The 16,765-nt window shown below is 59.7% G+C and carries 16 protein-coding genes; 5 read left to right on the top strand and 11 right to left on the bottom strand.

Translation table 11 applies throughout. The features are described from left to right. Nucleotides 1-110: 110 nt before the first annotated feature. The 3 genes from JFU58_RS08540 to JFU58_RS08530 form a co-directional block, all read right to left on the bottom strand. Nucleotides 111-2,360, bottom strand: coding sequence for a TonB-dependent siderophore receptor (locus tag JFU58_RS08540; protein ID WP_201140257.1), 2,250 nt, complete (start codon nt 2,358-2,360; stop codon nt 111-113). A gap of 156 nt (nt 2,361-2,516) precedes the next feature. Next, nucleotides 2,517-4,259, bottom strand: a complete 1,743-nt coding sequence (locus JFU58_RS08535; RefSeq protein ID WP_201140255.1) for a phosphoethanolamine transferase CptA — start codon at nt 4,257-4,259, stop codon at nt 2,517-2,519. A 156-nt stretch (nt 4,260-4,415) separates the two neighbouring features. Beyond that, on the bottom strand, nt 4,416-4,592 hold the full coding sequence (locus tag JFU58_RS08530) for a DUF6026 family protein (RefSeq protein WP_256124662.1): 177 nt from the start codon (nt 4,590-4,592) through the stop codon (nt 4,416-4,418). Between the two features lie 244 nt (nt 4,593-4,836). Here JFU58_RS08530 and gnd point away from each other — a divergent pair, with 244 nt between their 5' ends. The 3 genes from gnd to JFU58_RS08515 are packed head-to-tail and all read left to right on the top strand — an operon-like array spanning nt 4,837 to nt 8,185. Continuing rightward, on the top strand, nt 4,837-5,844 hold the full coding sequence (gnd, locus tag JFU58_RS08525) for a phosphogluconate dehydrogenase (NAD(+)-dependent, decarboxylating) (RefSeq protein WP_269458737.1): 1,008 nt from the start codon (nt 4,837-4,839) through the stop codon (nt 5,842-5,844). Further along, nucleotides 5,841-7,364, top strand: coding sequence for a glucose-6-phosphate dehydrogenase (zwf, locus tag JFU58_RS08520; protein WP_177071356.1), 1,524 nt, complete (start codon nt 5,841-5,843; stop codon nt 7,362-7,364). The genes gnd and zwf overlap by 4 nt, the downstream gene beginning before the upstream one ends. Next, a complete protein-coding gene (locus JFU58_RS08515; RefSeq protein ID WP_063029503.1) occupies nt 7,361-8,185 on the top strand; it encodes a Cof-type HAD-IIB family hydrolase in 825 nt (274 codons plus the stop codon). Before zwf ends, JFU58_RS08515 begins: the two co-directional genes overlap by 4 nt. Before the next feature lie 137 nt (nt 8,186-8,322). Here JFU58_RS08515 and JFU58_RS08510 read toward each other — a convergent pair whose 3' ends face one another. Then, on the bottom strand, nt 8,323-8,583 hold the full coding sequence (locus JFU58_RS08510; protein WP_063029505.1) for a hypothetical protein: 261 nt from the start codon (nt 8,581-8,583) through the stop codon (nt 8,323-8,325). Nucleotides 8,584-8,925: 342 nt separating this feature from the next. Here JFU58_RS08510 and JFU58_RS08505 point away from each other — a divergent pair, with 342 nt between their 5' ends. Next, the gene (locus tag JFU58_RS08505; RefSeq protein ID WP_063029507.1) at nt 8,926-10,254 is read left to right on the top strand and encodes a sigma-54 dependent transcriptional regulator; all 1,329 of its coding nucleotides are present in this window, start codon (nt 8,926-8,928) and stop codon (nt 10,252-10,254) included. Nucleotides 10,255-10,319: 65 nt separating this feature from the next. Here the strand turns inward: JFU58_RS08505 and JFU58_RS08500 are convergent, their stop codons facing one another. The 7 genes from JFU58_RS08500 to JFU58_RS08470 form a co-directional block, all read right to left on the bottom strand. Beyond that, nucleotides 10,320-11,633, bottom strand: coding sequence for a hypothetical protein (locus JFU58_RS08500; RefSeq protein WP_063029509.1), 1,314 nt, complete (start codon nt 11,631-11,633; stop codon nt 10,320-10,322). A 49-nt stretch (nt 11,634-11,682) separates the two neighbouring features. After that, nucleotides 11,683-12,432, bottom strand: coding sequence for a hypothetical protein (locus JFU58_RS08495; protein WP_093209307.1), 750 nt, complete (start codon nt 12,430-12,432; stop codon nt 11,683-11,685). 37 nt (nt 12,433-12,469) lie between these two features. Beyond that, entirely contained in the window at nt 12,470-13,150 is a 681-nt protein-coding gene (locus tag JFU58_RS08490; RefSeq protein WP_017477050.1) for a C39 family peptidase, read from the bottom strand. Between the two features lie 61 nt (nt 13,151-13,211). Continuing rightward, the gene (locus JFU58_RS08485; protein WP_081253133.1) at nt 13,212-13,916 is read right to left on the bottom strand and encodes a hypothetical protein; all 705 of its coding nucleotides are present in this window, start codon (nt 13,914-13,916) and stop codon (nt 13,212-13,214) included. 79 nt (nt 13,917-13,995) lie between these two features. Then, on the bottom strand, nt 13,996-14,553 hold the full coding sequence (locus JFU58_RS08480) for a hypothetical protein (protein WP_063029514.1): 558 nt from the start codon (nt 14,551-14,553) through the stop codon (nt 13,996-13,998). A gap of 1 nt (nt 14,554) precedes the next feature. Beyond that, entirely contained in the window at nt 14,555-15,001 is a 447-nt protein-coding gene (locus tag JFU58_RS08475; RefSeq protein WP_063029516.1) for a hypothetical protein, read from the bottom strand. A 319-nt stretch (nt 15,002-15,320) separates the two neighbouring features. Then, the gene (locus JFU58_RS08470; protein WP_063029518.1) at nt 15,321-16,316 is read right to left on the bottom strand and encodes a FecR family protein; all 996 of its coding nucleotides are present in this window, start codon (nt 16,314-16,316) and stop codon (nt 15,321-15,323) included. Nucleotides 16,317-16,466: 150 nt separating this feature from the next. On the opposite strand from JFU58_RS08470, the gene JFU58_RS08465 reads away from it, so the two are divergent. Then, complete coding sequence (locus JFU58_RS08465) at nt 16,467-16,736, top strand: PepSY domain-containing protein (RefSeq protein WP_063029520.1); 270 nt, start codon at nt 16,467-16,469, stop codon at nt 16,734-16,736. The last annotated feature ends 29 nt before the right edge of the window (nt 16,737-16,765 follow it).

The following is a 16,765-nucleotide window of genomic DNA, read 5'->3' as shown; positions in this document are numbered from 1 at the left end:
TCAGCGGCGGGATGGGGAGACTGTGAGCCAATGATATTAAGTAAGGGTTAACCTCGCGCTGACCGAAAGTTAACGATTTCGTTAACTTCCACTCTTTCGCAATGATGAATTCAGAGCCTCCAATCCAATGCAAGGCTGATGGAGCGCGGGTCTCCCCAATACACGCCGTTATAAAAGCCGACACGCTCGTAATATTTTTTATCAAATAGGTTGTTGATATTAATTGATGCTGACAAGTGGTCATCGAACTCATAGCGGGACATCAGGTTGACCACGGTATAGGCCTGCTGAGTGATACGGGCCTGCTCCCTGATCAACGTTCCACTGGAGTCCCTGCCCACGGGGCGATAGGCAAAGTCGTAGAAATCACTCTGCCAATTCACCGCGCCGCCTACTGTCAGCGCATGCCATTCGCCGGGCAGGCGATAGGCCGTGGACACCCGGAGCAGGTTCAGCGGCAGGTGGGTGTTATTGCGCTGCTTGTCGCCGTTGAGGGAGTGGGTGTAGGTGTAGCCTGCGGTCAGGTTCCAGTCGGGGCGAACCTCTCCGGAAACCTCTATCTCGAAGCCCTGCACTTTGTTGCCTTTGCCGCCCGACGCGAAGAACTGCTCGCCGGTATCTGGATCCGGTGGCGTCGAACTGTCCAGTTCCGCGACGTTGTCCTGCTTGCTCCAGAAATACGCGGCCGCCAGGTTCAGGCGTTCTTCCAGCAGGCTGCCCTTGATGCCCACTTCATAGTTGCTGCCCACCACCGGCTCCAGGTATTGCTTGCCGGCGTCACGCTGCTCTTGCGGGTTGAAGATATCGGTGTAGCTGGCGTAGACGGTGTACTCCGGGGTCAAGTCGTAGAGCAGGCCGGCGTAGGGCGTCCACATGTCGTTGTGGGTCTGGCTGGATTTTGAGGTGCCGAGGAACTGGTCGGTGTCCTGATCGTAGTTGTACGTGGTGCTCTCGATCTCCCAACTGCCATAACGGCTGCCCAATACAGCATGCAAGCGGTCAGTCAGGCTCAGGCGGGTGGCCAGGTAGCCGGCCTTTTGCCGGGTGCTGCCTTGTTCGCCCTTGAGGCCGGTATTGGAGTCGGGGAATTTGCCGATCCCGCCCATGTGTTTCCAGTCGTCGATGCTGGTGTAATTCTTCGGTACCGGACCGTCGCGCAGGTGTGGCGAAGAATCGCGCTGTTCGGACTCGCCGTAACCCACCATCAATTCGTGCTCACGACCCAGCAGGGAATAGGAGCCAGCCAGGTTCAAGTCCACCACATCCATTTTCGACGTGCCGAGCATGTGGCTGGTCCAGGCTGTCATGCCGCTGCGGTCGGCGTTGGGAAAGCCTGAGCCGCCGTAGTAAACCTTGCCGTCTGTGTCGCTTTCGCGGTGGGTGTAGGCCGCCTTCAGGTGCCAATCACCGGCCAGTCGGTGGTCGAGGGTGGCGAAGGTGGTTTCGTCTTTCAGCGGCCAGGAACTCCAATGAGCCGCGATGTTGGCGGAGCGGGGCAGCTTGGCTTTGCTGCCGTCGCTGTTCCAGTAGGGCAAGGTGCCCCACGCGGTGCCCTGCACGTGCTTGTTCTGATAATCAAAGCCCACCGCCAGCAACGTGTCGTCGGTGAGGTCGCCTTCGAGGATGCCGTAGCCGACTTCCCGTTGCAGTGCGTAGTTGTCGCGATAGGACTGGCTGTCCCGGTAGGCAAGCACCGTACGGCCGCGCAGGCGCCCGTCAAATGCCAGGGGGCCGCTAACGTCGAGGTAGCTGTAGTAATTGTCATGGGAGGCGCCGCTGACACCCGTCTTGGCCTGCCACTGGGCGGTCGGGCGTTTGCGTACCATGTTGACCGTGGCCGACGGATCACCGGCGCCGGTGGTCAGGCCGGTGGCGCCGCGTACCACTTCGACCCGGTCGTAGATGATGGTGTCGGCATCGGACTTCATGCGGCCGAAGGTGTTGAGCATGCCGTCAATCTGGAAATTGGTGATGCCGTAGCCGCGTGAGGAGTAGTCCACCCGGTCGGAGTCCAGGTGCTGCACCACCACGCCGGTGGTCTGGCGCATCACTTCGGTCAGGGTGTTGAGGTTGAAGTCGTCCATCTGTTGGCGGGTGATCACCGAGACCGATTGTGGGGTTTCCTTGATGGACAGGTTCAACTTGGTGGCGGTGCTCATTGAGCCTGTGGTGTAGGCACCGGTGTGTTCGGTGTTGGCGCCAAGGCTGTCGGCGGTGATGCGGGTGCTGCCCAGTTCCAGGGCTTTGGCCGGCGCATGCGATTCCTGATCGGGGTCGTTTTCAGCCAGCAGGTCCGGGCTCAGCACCACGCTGAAGAGGCCCAGGGTCAAGGTCATGGAACGGGTAATAGGCGCGAACATCGCGGCGAACTCCTTGTCGTCTATGAAAAATGCCATTGGCTCAAAGACGAAAGGAGGCGGGGAACTTTAGCGATAAACGAGAATAATTATTATCTTGGCGCTGGCGGCCAAGTCGGGTTTCACCGCATTGCGCGGATGAAACCCGGGGGATTCAAGCTACTTGAGGACCACGTTGGCGGCGTCGGTTTGCTTGGACTTGATCAGGCTGAAATCAATCAGCGGTTTTTGCTGGCGTGCATACGGATCGCCAATCAGCCGCGGCCGGGGCTTGAAGCTGTCGCTGACCAGGCTCTTGCTGTGGTCCAGTTCATCGAAGCTCAACCCTGCCATGTCGGCCCAGGTATGGATCAGCTGCGAGCTGGTGTAGGGACGCTGCAAGTCACCGGCAAAACTCCAGTCATGGCTTTCACGCCACTTGGGCGATGCGTAGGCCATGAACGGAATGGTGTACATCGGCGCCGTCGGCTTGCCTTCGTTGCGGCCCAGGGTGGTGTGGCCGGCCGAGTCGAACACGTCTTCACCGTGGTCGGACAGGTACAGCAGGAAGCCGTTGGGGTCAGTCTTGGCATAGTCCTTGATCAGGCTCGACACCACGAAGTCGTTGTACAGCACTGCGTTGTCGTAGCTGTTGTAGGTCGGCAGCTGCGCGTCGCTGATCGCGTCGGGCACGCCTTGGCGGTCGGTGAACTTGTCGAAGGTCGGCGGGTAGCGGTACTGGTAGCTCATGTGGGTACCCAGCAGGTGCACCACGATGAATTTGCGCTCGGCGGTGTCGGACATCGCTTTGGCAAAAGGCTCCAGCACATCGCCGTCGTACTGGCGCGCATTCTGGTTACGGTTGTTGTTCAGGTACACCTGCTCGTCGGCCTGTTCGGAAAAGGTCGTGAGCATGGTGTTGCGCTTGGTCATGGTCTGCTGGTTGGTGATCCAGAAGGTCTTGTAGCCGGCCTGCTTCATCACGCTGACGATGGACGGCGTCTTGAGGTACAGGTCCGGGTTTTCTTCGTCGGCGAAGGTCAGCACCTGTTGCAGCGCCTCGATGGTGTACGGGCGCGGGGTGATGACGTTGTCGAACACCGCGAGTTGGTCCCGCAGCTTGTCCAGCTCCGGCGTGGTGTTGCGCGGGTAGCCATACAGGCTCATGCGCTGGCGGTTGGTGGACTCGCCGATCACCAGCACCAGGGTCGACGGCTGGCCGGCCATGCTGTCTTTGAGGTTGGTCAAGGGCGGGATCTTGCTGGCGCTGGTGAGCATGCCTTGCATGTTATCCAGTTGTTCGGTGTAGCGGCGGTAGGCGACGATCATCTGCCATGGCACTGCCGGCTCGATGCGGGTTTCAAAGCGGTCGATGGCCAGTTCCATGGTCTCGCTCTTGGCGATCTGCTTGACCAGCGGGTAACCGACGATGGCAATCACGATTGCGGCAGCCGCCAGCATGGCCTGGCCGCGCGGCAGGTACACCGGGCGTACGCGGGTCCACAGGAAAACGGCCATGGCGGTGTGAGCAATGAACGCCAGCACGATCCACCAGGCAAAGTATTGGGTGGCGTACTCGCCCGCTTCAGAGATGTTCGACTCGAACATGATGAAGATGACGCTTTGGGAGAATTCCTGCTGGTAGATGAAGAAATAACCCAGGCTGGCCATGGAACAGGCCCACAGCACCACGCCAATCAAGCCTGCCACCAGGCGCGCGCGCCGCGGGAACAACAGCATCGGCGCCAGCCACAGGGCGCTCATGAAAAATGCCTGGCGGAAACCGCTGAAGCCGGAGGTGCCGGTCAGTTGGATCAGCAGTTGGGTAATGCCCGAGAAATACCAGAAGAACAGGAACATCCAGCCGAGGCCGGCCCAATCAAAACCTTTCGCAGACGTAGTGCTGCGTTTGAACATCGCCATCCAGCGCTCCAACCCGATAATTTTTCAGTGTCAACGCGCAGGGATGCACGTCAACAGAGGGCCAGCGCACGTGGCGCGGCCCGATTCGGCGGGAGTATCGGGATGAGGATGTGAAAACTTCGTGAGTTATTCCTGAACGGTTCGTTCAGCTCACGTTCAGCAAACGGCGGGCTGGGTGCCGGACGGCTGATTGAGCTGGCCCTGCAAGTGCGAGCGCAGACGCATGACTTCCTGCTGCAGTTGATCGCGCTCGTCTTTCAACTGGCGCAATTCATCGCGGCGAATGGTGACATAGAGGGTCTGGGGCGGACGGGTCATGTGTGCAGTGCTCATTGCTTACCTCGCAAATAGCCGGTGTATCGCGGTGCCAGAGCGCTTGATTCGAGGCCCTCGGCAACAGTCGGGGCAATTCTGAATTCTTTTTTAAGTGAAGGGAACTTTTTTATTTTTGATGGTCGTTGTGACTTTTAACCCACTGAAGGCTAAAGGATGGCCACTTTTTGTCATGAAACTATGCCAATCCGCTCTGGACTAACCCTCATTAGCCTCATTGCGCTATAAACTGTGACACACATTTATTCGTAGTAAGGAGCATCAGCACATGCAACTGGGGATTATTGGACTAGGCCGCATGGGTGGCAACATTGCGCGGCGCCTGATGCTCAATGGGCATACCACCGTGGTTTACGACCGCAATGAAGCATTCGTAAAAGGTCTGGCAGGCGAGGGCGCCACGGGCGTCGCTGACCTGGCAGGCCTGGTGGCCGGGCTGCAAAAGCCTCGGGCGATCTGGGTGATGCTGCCGGCAGGCGACCCGACCGAAAACACCATTGAAGAATTGAGCCATCTGTTGGAAGACGGTGATGTGATCATCGACGGCGGCAACACCTTCTATAAGGATGACATCCGCCGGGCCAAGGCCTTGTCGGAAAAAGGCCTGCACTACGTCGACGTCGGCACCTCCGGCGGCGTCTGGGGCCTGGAGCGCGGCTACTGCATGATGATCGGCGGCGATGCCGAGACCGTTAAGCTGCTGGACCCGATCTTCGAAAGCCTGGCGCCGGGCCTGGGTACCATCCCGCGCACCAAGGACCGTTCTGCTGCAGCTGACAGCCGTGCCGAGCGCGGCTACATCCATGCGGGGCCTGCCGGTTCCGGGCACTTCGTCAAGATGATCCACAACGGCATCGAGTACGGGATGATGCAGGCCTTCGCCGAAGGTTTCGACATCCTCAAGACCAAAAACTCGGAAAACCTGCCGGAAGACCAGCGCTTCGACCTCAACGTTGCCGACATCGCCGAAGTCTGGCGTCGTGGCAGTGTGGTGTCGTCCTGGCTGCTGGACCTGACTGCCGACGCCCTGGCCACCGATCCGAAGCTCGACGGTTATTCCGGCTCGGTCGCCGACAGTGGCGAAGGCCGCTGGACCATCGAAGCCGCCATGGAGCAATCGGTACCGGTTCCGGTGCTGTCGAACTCGCTGTTCGCGCGCTTCCGCTCCCGCCAGCAAAGTACTTATGGCGACAAAATGCTTTCTGCCATGCGCTTCGGCTTTGGCGGCCATGTGGAGACTCCCAAAAAATGACCGCCAATGGCAAGAAACCCAAGGCCGAACCCGCTCCGCCCACCACACTGTTTCTGTTTGGTGCCCATGGTGATTTGGTCAAGCGCCTGCTGATGCCGGCGCTGTACAACCTCAGTCGTGATGGGCTGCTGGGTAACGGCTTGCGCATCGTGGGCGTTGATCACAACGCCATCAGCGACGCCGATTTCGCCAAGAAACTCGAGGACTTCATTCGCACCGAGGCCGCCAGTAAGGTCAAGGGTAACGGCGATGACGGCCTGGACCCGCAATTGTGGGCTCAGTTGGCCAAGGGCATCAGCTACGTCGAGGGTGACTTCCTCGACGACAGCACCTATGCCGACATCGGCAAGAAGATCGCTGACAGTGGCACCGGCAACGCGGTGTTCTACCTGGCGACTGCGCCGCGTTTCTTCGCCGAAGTGGTGCAGCGCCTCGGCGCTGCCGGCTTGCTCGAAGAAACCCCGGAGGCGTTCCGCCGGGTGGTGATCGAAAAGCCTTTCGGCTCGGACCTCGCCACCGCCGAAGCGCTGAACGCCTGCCTGCTCAAAGTGATGAGCGAAAAGCAGATCTATCGCATCGACCATTACCTGGGCAAGGAAACCGTCCAGAACATCTTGATCAGCCGTTTTTCCAACGTGCTGTTCGAGGCGTTCTGGAACAACCACTACATTGACCACGTGCAAATCACCGCCGCCGAGACCGTCGGCGTGGAAACCCGTGGCAGCTTCTTCGAACACACCGGCACGTTGCGGGACATGGTGCCCAATCACCTGTTCCAATTGCTGGCGATGGTCGCCATGGAACCGCCAGCCGCCTTTGGCGCCGATGCGGTGCGGGGCGAGAAGGCCAAGGTTATCGGGGCCATACGGCCCTGGTCGCTGGAAGACGCACGGGCCAACTCGGTGCGCGGTCAGTACACCGCCGGTGAAGTCGCCGGCAAGCAACTGCCGGGTTACCGTGAAGAGGCCAACGTTGCGCCCGACAGCAGCACCGAGACCTTCGTCGCCCTCAAGGTGATGATCGACAACTGGCGCTGGGTGGGTGTGCCGTTTTACCTGCGCACCGGCAAGCGCATGAGCATCCGCGACACCGAGATCATCATCTGCTTCAAGCCGGCGCCTTATGCGCAGTTCCGCGACACTGAGGTCGATGAACTCAAGCCGACGTACCTGAAGATCCAGATCCAGCCGAACGAAGGCATGTGGTTCGACCTGCTGGCGAAAAAGCCTGGGCCGACCTTGGACATGGCCAACGTGGAGTTGGGTTTTGCCTACAAGGACTTCTTCGAGATGCAGCCATCGACGGGTTACGAAACCCTGATCTACGACTGCATGACCGGCGACCAGACCTTGTTTCAGCGCGCCGACAATATCGAAAACGGCTGGCGTGCGGTGCAGCCTTTCCTTGATGCGTGGAAGCAGGATGACGGCATCCAGGCCTACAAGGCGGGTGAGGATGGCCCGGCGGCGGCCGATGCATTGCTGGCCCGCGATGGCCGCAGCTGGCATAGCCTCGGATGAGCGACTTGCCGAGTCAACCCATCCGGTTTGTGTTGAGTGATATGGACGGCACGTTGCTGCATCCGGATCACAGCCTCAGCCAGCGCACCATTGATACGGTTCGCGCCTTGCGCGCGGCCGGGGTGTTTTTCAGCCTGGCCAGCGGGCGACCGCCCAAGGCCATGCGTCAGCAGGTCGAAGCACTGGGCATCGATGTGCCCATTGCCGGCTTTAATGGCGGCACGCTGGTCAATCCCGACGGCAGTATTCTGGTGGCGCATCACTTGCCGGCAGAAGCGGCGCTGGTGGCGTTGGCCTTGTTTACGCCGCAGCCGGACGTGGAAGTCTGGCTGTTTGCCGACGGTGACTGGCTGCGCCGAGATCCTGGCGGGCCGATGGCGGTTCGCGAGGAACATGGCCTGGGTTATGGGGCAATCGTCGTGGAGAGTTTCGAGCCGTTCCTGGATCGGGTCGACAAGATTGTGGCGGCCAGTACCAATACCCAGCTGCTGATCGAGCTTGAGGCGCAGTTGCAGCCGAGGGTCGAGGGGTTGGCGCAGGTGTCTCGCTCGCAGCCGGTGTTCCTGGATGTGACCGCGATGAAGGCCAACAAGGGCGAAGCCTTGAAGACCCTCGCGGCGCACCTCGGTGTGCCGCTGGAACAGACGGCGGCCATCGGCGATGGCGGCAACGACCCGGCGATGTTTCACGTGGCGGGGCTGTCGATCGCCATGGGTCAGGCCGAAGAAGTGGTCAAGCGCCAGGCCAGCGTCGTAACCGGCAGTAATGTCGATGACGGTGCGGCGGAAGCCATAGAGCGGTTTATTCTCTCGGCCGATTGATTGGCAACCCCACTAATAAGTAGTCAGCTATGCAAAGTTGCAACTTGCATAGCTGACTATCTACTCGTGTTATTACTGGTCAATATACTGCGCAGCCCAGCGGCACACTTTCTGGTGCCGCCCCGCACGAGTTTCAGTTACTTGGGCATTGCCCAGGATTGCAACTGATAGCCATCTTTATCGAGTTCAGCGCGGGCCTGCAACAGCAAGTCCTCGAGCTGTGCCGGGTCGGAATAAGTGCTGGAAGACAGCTGCTTGCTACCGATACGGGTATTGGTGCGGTCGATGACGCTCAGGCTCAGGGCGCCGTTGCCGTCGTGCCAGGCCACACATTGAAAGGGCTGGAAAGCACGGTCTGCGATCAAAAGAGCTTCGTTGATGCGGAGCGGGGCGTTCATGGGGTCTTCTCTCTAAATGCCCATTCAAGTGAAGTCGTTGGTTGGGCGTGCCTAACGACTGGTTACTTGTACTGATGCACGATCACCGGGTACGGGTCACATGTTAGAAGAAGATTTTTTAACTTTCCCTGATTAAAGTCATGTAAGGGGCTATGTTGAAAGCCTCATGAAAGTTACGCCGCGACATTTGACCGCACCCGACTGTTGGAAAAGGGCAGGTTTGTGTGCGGCTTATAACGAATGGGTACAAAGGTAGCGTCAAAATCTTGCTAGTGTTGCCAGCAGGCTTTCCAAATAACTGTTTTTGAATAACTTTAACGATTTTGACGCCAAGGAATAGTCATGATTGTTGCACCTGCGCCGCGCCGTCTGCTTGTGGTCGATCCCTGTGATGACTGCCACGGGCTATTACCGGGTTTGCGCACCGCGGGGTGGGACGTGGACAGCTGTGCCCTCGAGTCGGTGGGCGAGCGCTCCTGCGACGTGGGATTGTTGCGCCTGCAGCCGTTCCATCTGGAGCGGCCTGAAGCGGTCAAGGAGCTGATCAGCCGCAGCGGCACCGAGTGGATTGCCGTGCTTAACCAGGAAGTGCTGCGCCTGCAGAATGTCGGCGATTTTGTCTGCGAGTGGTTCTTCGACTTCCATACCTTGCCGTTCGATGTGTCCCGGGTGCAGGTCACCCTGGGCCGCGCCTTTGGCATGGCGCGCCTGCGGGGCAAGGGCAACAACGCGCCTGCCGGCCAGCCGGAACATGAATTGCTGGGCGACAGCCGCCCCATTCGCGAACTGCGCAAACTGCTCGCCAAACTGGCGCCGACCGAGTCCCCGGTGTTGATTCGCGGCGACAGCGGCACCGGTAAGGAACTCGTCGCCCGCACACTGCATCGCCAATCCCAGCGCCACGCCAAACCGTTTGTGGCGATCAATTGCGGGGCGATCCCCGAGCACCTGATCCAGTCCGAACTGTTTGGCCATGAGAAGGGCGCCTTTACCGGTGCCCATCAGCGCAAGATCGGGCGGATCGAGGCGGCGCACGGCGGCACGTTGTTTCTCGATGAGATCGGCGACTTGCCCATGGAGCTGCAAGCCAACCTGCTGCGTTTTCTCCAGGAAAAACAGATCGAGCGCGTCGGCGGCAGCCAGCCGATTCCGGTGGATGTGCGCGTATTGGCAGCCACCCACGTTGACCTGGAAGCCGCGGTGGCAAAGGGCGCCTTTCGGGAAGACTTGTATTACCGGCTTAACGTCCTGCAAGTGGTGACTGCGCCGTTGCGCGAGCGCCATGGTGACGTGGCGATGCTGGCCAACCACTTCTCACACTTCTACAGCCAGGAAACCGGCCGGCGTCCCCGCAGCTTCAGTGAAGACGCGCTGGTGGCCATGGGCGAGCACGGTTGGCCGGGCAATGTGCGCGAGTTGGCCAACCGCGTGCGGCGTGGCCTGGTACTGGCTGAAGGGCGGCAAATCGAAGCCGTTGATCTGGGACTGCAAAGCCAGCAGGCAATCGCGCTGCCGATGGCTACACTGGAAGATTACAAGCACCGTGCCGAACGTCAGGCGCTGTGCGATGTGCTCAACCGGCACAGCGACAACCTGAGTGTCGCGGCCCGTGTGCTGGGGGTTTCCCGGCCGACGTTCTACCGGTTGCTGCACAAACACCAGATCCGCTAGGGCGGGTAAACCGAAAAGCCCCGCAACGACCTTTATCGTTGCGGGGCTTTTCCCGTTGTCACGCCTTAAAAGTAGTACGGGAACTTCAGGCTGAAGCTGAACGAAGGCGCATCCGGCGTGATCCCGATGGCCAGGTTCGGCACGATCGTCAGGTTGTCGGTCGCCGCAATCGTCATGCCCACGTTGAAGTAACCCGCGTTGGCGTCGCTGGAAACCACCGACTGCCAGTCGCCGCCATCCGGCTTGAGCTTACTCTTGCGTTGCACCAGGTCGGACACCGAGAACGACATACTCATCTTCTCGTTCAACGCAAACGCCACGCCTGCGCCGATCTGGAAGCTGTCGCCCAGCTGTACCTTGCCGGGGACTTTCTCGACAGGGTTGGAGCTGATATCGCTGAACGAGTCCTCGATGTTATGGGTATACGACAGCGAGCCAAACAGCACGGCAGGGTCGAAGGTCTTGACCAGCGAAATCCCCGGCGTGATCGACCACACGCCGTTGCCGGTCGGCAGGTTTTCCGGCACATAGAGGTTGGTGTTGCTCGGCGACTGGATCAGCTTGATGCCAAACGGGTCCTCGCCGGTGGGCGCCTTGACCCGCACCGATACCACCGCATCCGGCAGGTTGACGCTCTCGTCGAGGAACTTGTAGGCAATCCCGAAGTTGACGTCACCAATGGTTGGATTACGCGTGACCGATTGTTCCGAGGTCGCCGTGCCGCTGCCGCCGTTGGCACCGCCGGACTGGTAGGTTGACTCGCGGTATACCACCGGCACGTTCACGTCGAACTGCCAACGGTTGTCGAGGTTATAGCGGCCCGTGAGGTCGACGGTCCAGTTATCGGACTTGATCCGGTCCAGGTTGATGTTGCCGAGGAAGATCGAGTCCAGCGCCAAAAAGCCGTTGAGGGTCAACTGGCGCGCGTCATAACGGGAATAGGTCACGCCGGTTTCGAAGCTGAACTTGCCGTTGCCAAAGAATCCGCTGGCTTCGTTATACAGGTTGCTCACGCTCTGCGCCGGGGCTGAATCGTCCTTGAGGGACTGGCCGTAGGATGCGCCACCGGCTGCACCGCCCGAGGCCGCAGCCGCGCCGACGCCAGGCGTGTTGCCCGCCACGGTGGTGCCGCCTTTCTGGAAATCTGCCGGGGATTTGGCCAGGCGTTTCGGCGGCGGGGCCGCCGGCTGTTCTTCAACCTGGCGTACCCGTTGTTCCAGCACCGCCAGTGCTTTTTGCTGCACTTCGTAGCGTTGCTTGAGTTCCAGCAATTCCTTTTTCAATGTGTCGATGTCGGCGTCCGGCGCTGCATACAACATGGATGCGGGCAGGAGCGTGCTTAAACAAATTACAGCCCGGAGCGATAGCGATCGATGCATGAAATAAGCCGTCCCTTTCTAATGCGCAAGTGTCGAGGCACAGCGTAGTTCAATATCCGTTAGGGCGAAGGCCCTTGAGCTGATTCAGGTTTAGGTTCTGACCCAAATTGTTCAAACCGTTGTTGCCCAGCACCACATTGAGCTGCGTCATGTTGCTCACAAAGTTGCTGTTACCCTGCAAAACCGTGCCTTGCAAGACATTGCCAGCGCCGATCTGCTGCAACGAGTTGCCTTGGTTGTTGTTGGCCAGGATCGCCATTTGCAGCCCGCCATTGGCGGCCGATACCGTGACCTGGCCGGCGCCGGTGCTGCCGGTGACCGATTGGCCAGCCACCAGCGCTTGCCCGGATTGCACGATATTGGCCGGTGACAAGCCGTTCTGGTTCACATGGATATTCACGTTATTGCTGGCGGTGTTGCCATCGCCGGCGGCGCGCACGCTTTGGGTCACGCCCTGGCCACTGCCCAGGCCTGCGCCACCGACCACCGTACCGGTGCCATTGGGTTGGTTGGGCGAGACTTTGGTGGGGCTGTCGGTTACCTGTACATAAAACTGCGGGGTGACGGTCGACGCGTTGACGTTCATGCTGGCCGAGCCGGTCACGCTGTCGCCGGCGGCATTGGTCCAGGTGCTGCTCATCACGATGCCAAAGCTGATGATCCGCCCCGGCATGACGTAGCGGCCGCGCAAGTCGGCCAGTTCCGAGTCCCTTATTTCAATCGGCTTGAACACCGATGACGCGTAAGCGGGCATTGAGGCTGCCAGGCACATGACCGTCAGCCAACGGTAAGTGTTCATCGTTTGCTCCTGGAGCGTCCTGCTCCTTATTGCGCTTCTAGAAGAAGTCGCTCTGGATAAAACCGAAGTCCATCAACTCACTGTCCCGAACCGGACTGAACTCATTGATTCTGTTTTTGGCGGTCAGCGGTGTGGGCGGGTCAAGCAGCACGTTGGTTTTGTCATAGCCTTCGCCCAGTACGGCGAAGACGATGCCATTCCAGCCTTTGACGAAGTCGTCCTTGGCATAGCGTTTGTGACCCAATACCGGGTCGCCGATGTAGACCCAGTCCTTGTCGGCACGCTGCATCACCACGAAGTGCTTGTAGCCACGGATCTCCAGCAGCACCACCACCGGGATTTTCACCGTGAGCAGTGTGTCGGCGTTGATCCGGTAACCCCGGGCGCGCATGCCGATGCTTTCCAGGTAGCGCTTCATGTCCAGCATGGAGAAACCCTGGGTGCGGACCAGGTCCTGATCGGCGTTGACCAGCATGCCTTTGATGATGTGGTCTTCATCCACATCCATCCAGTAGGCCTGGCGCAGGATGGTGGCCAGGGCGGCGGCACCGCAGCTGAAATCGGTTTTCTGTTCCACCAGGTTGGCGAACTTGCGTTCACGGATGCTCTCGACCTTCTTGAAGATCACGCCACCGCCGGGCATGGCAGCAATCGCCATTTGCCCCGCCCAAGTCGGGCCGGTGAGCAATAACAGGAGGGTGAGGGCGATGATCCGCATGATCGAATGGCCTGGTGGACACTGGAATAAAAAGGGGCCTTGTTGCCAAGGCCCCGTTGCATCAGAAACGTACGCCGGAGGAAATCACAGTGGTGTTGCCCTGTTGATTGCCCACGCCTGCAGCAATGTTGGCGCCCAGGTTGCCCGAAGAGCCATTAAGCGAGTTGTTGGCGCTGGCGTTGTTCACGACAGGCAGGTAGGTGGTGCTGCCCCAGTGGCCGGACTGAGTAGCCACGGTATTGAGGAAGGTGTTGTCGACGCTGGTTTGAGTGGTGTTGCTCGATGCAGCGGCGGCGGCACCACTGGCAGTAGCAATTGCCAGTTGGTTTTTCTGTTGGTTGAAGTTACCCGACGCAGCGTTCACACCCAGGTTGCCGGAGCTGCCGTTGGCCGAGTTGTTGAGCGACGCGTTGTTGTGGGTAGCCACCTGGATCGAGGTGTTGTTGTGGTTGTCTTGGGTAATGGTGCCCAGGGCAAACACGGTAGCTGCATCGCCGGCGGCAATGGCTGTCTGGTTATCTTGTTGGTTGCCGTCGCCGGCGGCGATGTTGGCCTGGGCGTTGCCGCTGCTGCCGTTCAATGAGTTGTTGGCCGATGCGTTGTTCTGAGTGCCGAGGTTGAGCACTTTGTTGCTGCTGGTCGACTGTGCATCGGAAACCGCTGCCACTACCGAGGTAGGAGCAGGTTGAGGGTGGTGATAGCCACCGGCGTGTGCGGCACTGGCGACGATTGCAGCGAGAGCGAAGGCCAGTGGTTTAAGAGCCATTGTAGTTTTCATGGTATTTCCCCTTGCTTCTAATTAGTTGGTTAAGTGTTGGTACGGTCCAGCTTCAAGCTCCAATGAATCATTGGATCTGTACGTTCAGGGCGTTAGCCATGCGGTTCCCCACCCCGGCACTCTGATTCACCTGTACCACTCCACGGCTGCCGGTGAAGGCCTGGTCGCTTGTGACGACCTGGCGGCTGCCAGTGGTAGAGGTGAACCCTGAGTTTGGTGATAGCGCCACGTTCTGTTGCGACATGGCGCTGTCGTCGATGCTTTGCGGGCCAGCGTTTACGCTGATCCGCACGGCATTGATCATCTGGTTGTTGGCCCCGGCCGACTGGTTGACGCCCAGCACACCGTTGCCATTGCTGAAAGAGTTGCCCTGGATCGCTACTTTGGCGTTCTGGGAGCGGTCGGCTGGTGCGCCGCCGAGGGTCTGGCTGATCGAGCCGCCAGCCTGGGTGTTAGTGCCTGTTGAAATGGCGCGGCTGTTGAGTTGTTGCTGCTGATCGCCGGCCGCCTGGTTGATCGAGACGACGCCGTTGTATTGCTTGCCGGAGTTGTCGATCACTGCGCTGTTGTCAGCCATGGCGGCCGAGCAGCCCAGGATCGCGAGGAATAACCAGGAATGTTTCATCTCATTGGCCCCCCATCAGGCTGCCGATGTTGTTCAGGGGCGCCATGCCACGGGAGATTGAGCCGTTGATCTGGCCGGAGAGACTGGAGCCGCCGCCATGACCGGCCGCTGCACCACCACCGAGACCCGCGCCGCCACCGTTGTTGGTCAGGCCGGGCAGGTTGCCGCCAGGCAGGATGGCGCGAGTGATGCTGGAGCCGCTGCTGATGTTGGCGTAGTCGTTGTCGCTCAGCTCGCTGGTGGCCCGCAGGATCTGGGGAGCCGGGTTGGCGTTCACGGTAGTGGGGTTGGGGTCAACGCCGGCAGAGCGGCCGGCCATGTGGCCGTGGACGGTGCGTTGAATCACGATCACGCCGTCGCCTGCCGCGAGCACTGGGAGGCTCACGCTGGTACTCAGTACACAGCTGATCAGCAGGAGGCTCAATGAGCCTGGATTAAGTGTCTTCACGACGGCATTCCTTATTCTTGGCGCTGACCCTAAACAGCGTTGTCAGGAAGAGAGCAGGAGCTGTGCCGCTTTTTGTTTTGTTAATTAATTCAAAGGGTTGGAGGCGCTGAAAAAGAAAGGCCGGCGGGATGTGTTTCAACGGTGAGACACCCGGCCCGCGTTCAACTCGCTCGGCAGCTGTCTCAGGAATGAAACACCGGCCGCCATAAACCTGGCAGCCCGCAGCCGGCTGTTAGCTCAGCCGGTGCAAGTGTTTCAAAAGTGGACAGTTCCAGGCAGAGAACGTCGGTGGAGGAGGGCATGCGCCCTGTCTCCAGGGTCAGCCCTTTGGTGTTTTACGCGGAATCGAATTGAGTACGGGGTTGCCGTCCTGGTTCTGGGTCAGGTAGACCGGCAGGACCTTGGGCAGGGAGGGGACGAGGTTGGACACCTCGTTGATGTTGTAGATGCCACCAATGCGGATCGCGCCGGTGCCGGCGTCGGCCAGCATCACCGGTTTGCTCAGGTAGCGGTTGATCAACGGCAACGCGTCGGCCAGGGCCAGGTTGTCGAGGATCAGCTTGCCTTCACGCCAGGCCAGGGCCGTGTCGCCCGGGGCAATTGGCTGGGCCAGGGGGCTGGCGTCGCCACGGTTGTAGCTGGCCTGCATCCCGGGCGACAGGCGTAGGCCGCTGTGGGCGTCATCGCTGCTCACCAGCACCGAGCCTTCCAGCAGCATGACCCGCACATGGTCTTCGTATTTCCACACGTTGAACTGAGTGCCGGTCACCCGAACCTGACCATCGCCGGCGTGGACAATGAAGGGGTGTTGCGGGTCATGGCTGACGTTGAAAAAAGCCTCACCCTTTTTCAGGGTGACCCGGCGCTGGTCTTTGTAATGGCTGTAGACCAGCTCGGTACCCAGGTTCAGCTCAACCTGGCTGCCATCATCGAGGGTGACCTGGCGCAGGCTGTTTTCGGTTTCGTAATGCTTATAGGCGCTGGGCAACCAACCGGCTTCCCAGCCGGTGAAGGCCGCCAGTGGCAAGGCCACCAGGCATATCGCCGCCGCTACTGCGTAGTTGCTTAAACGGCGGCGAGGCTGGAGTCGCACCACGGCAGGGGCCGGTTCGCTGCGGGGCAGGTGATCGGCAACGTCCCAGATTTCCAGCATCGCCGCGTATTCGAAGGCATGCAGTGGATGCGCATCGTGCCACTGTTCGAAGGCCCGACGCTCGGCCGTCGTGCAATCGCTGGCATGCAGACGCATGCACCAGTGCGCAGCGGCATCGGTGATGGCGTCATATTCGGCTTCTGATAGGGACTTATCTGTCATTAACTCATCCTGATTTCGCACATTCTAACCTCCACAGCAGGACGGCGAGAACAACCATCATGGCGAATGCACATCAATTGGAACTAATTCTCGTCTGCAAGGCCCTAAAAATCAGGACAGCTAACACTCAATCCCTAATGGAGCACGAAAATGCTTAAGAAAACCTTAGCCGCCATTGTCGCAACCACCGCCTTGTTCAGTGCTGGAGCCGCCCTCGCGGACAAACCAGGCGCAGGCTGGATCACCATTGAAAAAGCCATCGAGACCGCCAAGACCAAAGCCGGCTACGTCGAGATCTACAAGATCGAAGCCGATAACGACGGCTACTGGGAAGGTGAGGGGCGCAAGGCCGATGGCGTCGTCTATGAGTTCCGCATCGACGGTGAGTCGGGCAATGTGTTGCGTGATCAGAAAGACTGAATGAGCTGACAGGGTGCGGGCGTTGGGCC

This window comes from Pseudomonas sp. TH34, from assembly GCF_016650865.1.
In the GTDB taxonomy this organism is placed as follows: Bacteria; Pseudomonadota; Gammaproteobacteria; order Pseudomonadales; family Pseudomonadaceae; genus Aquipseudomonas; species Aquipseudomonas yamanorum.
This window is presented reverse-complemented; position numbering and strand designations above follow the sequence as displayed.

Bases quoted from the DNA above. Each gene is read 5' to 3' on its own strand.
- JFU58_RS08540 (WP_201140257.1), bottom strand. From the start codon at position 2,360: ATGTTCGCGCCTATTACCCGTTCCATGACCTTGACCCTGGGCCTCTTC.
- JFU58_RS08535 (WP_201140255.1), bottom strand. From the start codon at position 4,259: ATGGCGATGTTCAAACGCAGCACTACGTCTGCGAAAGGTTTTGATTGG.
- JFU58_RS08530 (WP_256124662.1), bottom strand. From the start codon at position 4,592: ATGAGCACTGCACACATGACCCGTCCGCCCCAGACCCTCTATGTCACC.
- zwf (WP_177071356.1), top strand. From the start codon at position 5,841: ATGACCGCCAATGGCAAGAAACCCAAGGCCGAACCCGCTCCGCCCACC.
- JFU58_RS08515 (WP_063029503.1), top strand. From the start codon at position 7,361: ATGAGCGACTTGCCGAGTCAACCCATCCGGTTTGTGTTGAGTGATATG.
- JFU58_RS08510 (WP_063029505.1), bottom strand. From the start codon at position 8,583: ATGAACGCCCCGCTCCGCATCAACGAAGCTCTTTTGATCGCAGACCGT.
- JFU58_RS08505 (WP_063029507.1), top strand. From the start codon at position 8,926: ATGATTGTTGCACCTGCGCCGCGCCGTCTGCTTGTGGTCGATCCCTGT.
- JFU58_RS08500 (WP_063029509.1), bottom strand. From the start codon at position 11,633: ATGCATCGATCGCTATCGCTCCGGGCTGTAATTTGTTTAAGCACGCTC.
- JFU58_RS08495 (WP_093209307.1), bottom strand. From the start codon at position 12,432: ATGAACACTTACCGTTGGCTGACGGTCATGTGCCTGGCAGCCTCAATG.
- JFU58_RS08490 (WP_017477050.1), bottom strand. From the start codon at position 13,150: ATGCGGATCATCGCCCTCACCCTCCTGTTATTGCTCACCGGCCCGACT.
- JFU58_RS08485 (WP_081253133.1), bottom strand. From the start codon at position 13,916: ATGGCTCTTAAACCACTGGCCTTCGCTCTCGCTGCAATCGTCGCCAGT.
- JFU58_RS08480 (WP_063029514.1), bottom strand. From the start codon at position 14,553: ATGAAACATTCCTGGTTATTCCTCGCGATCCTGGGCTGCTCGGCCGCC.
- JFU58_RS08470 (WP_063029518.1), bottom strand. From the start codon at position 16,316: ATGACAGATAAGTCCCTATCAGAAGCCGAATATGACGCCATCACCGAT.
- JFU58_RS08465 (WP_063029520.1), top strand. From the start codon at position 16,467: ATGCTTAAGAAAACCTTAGCCGCCATTGTCGCAACCACCGCCTTGTTC.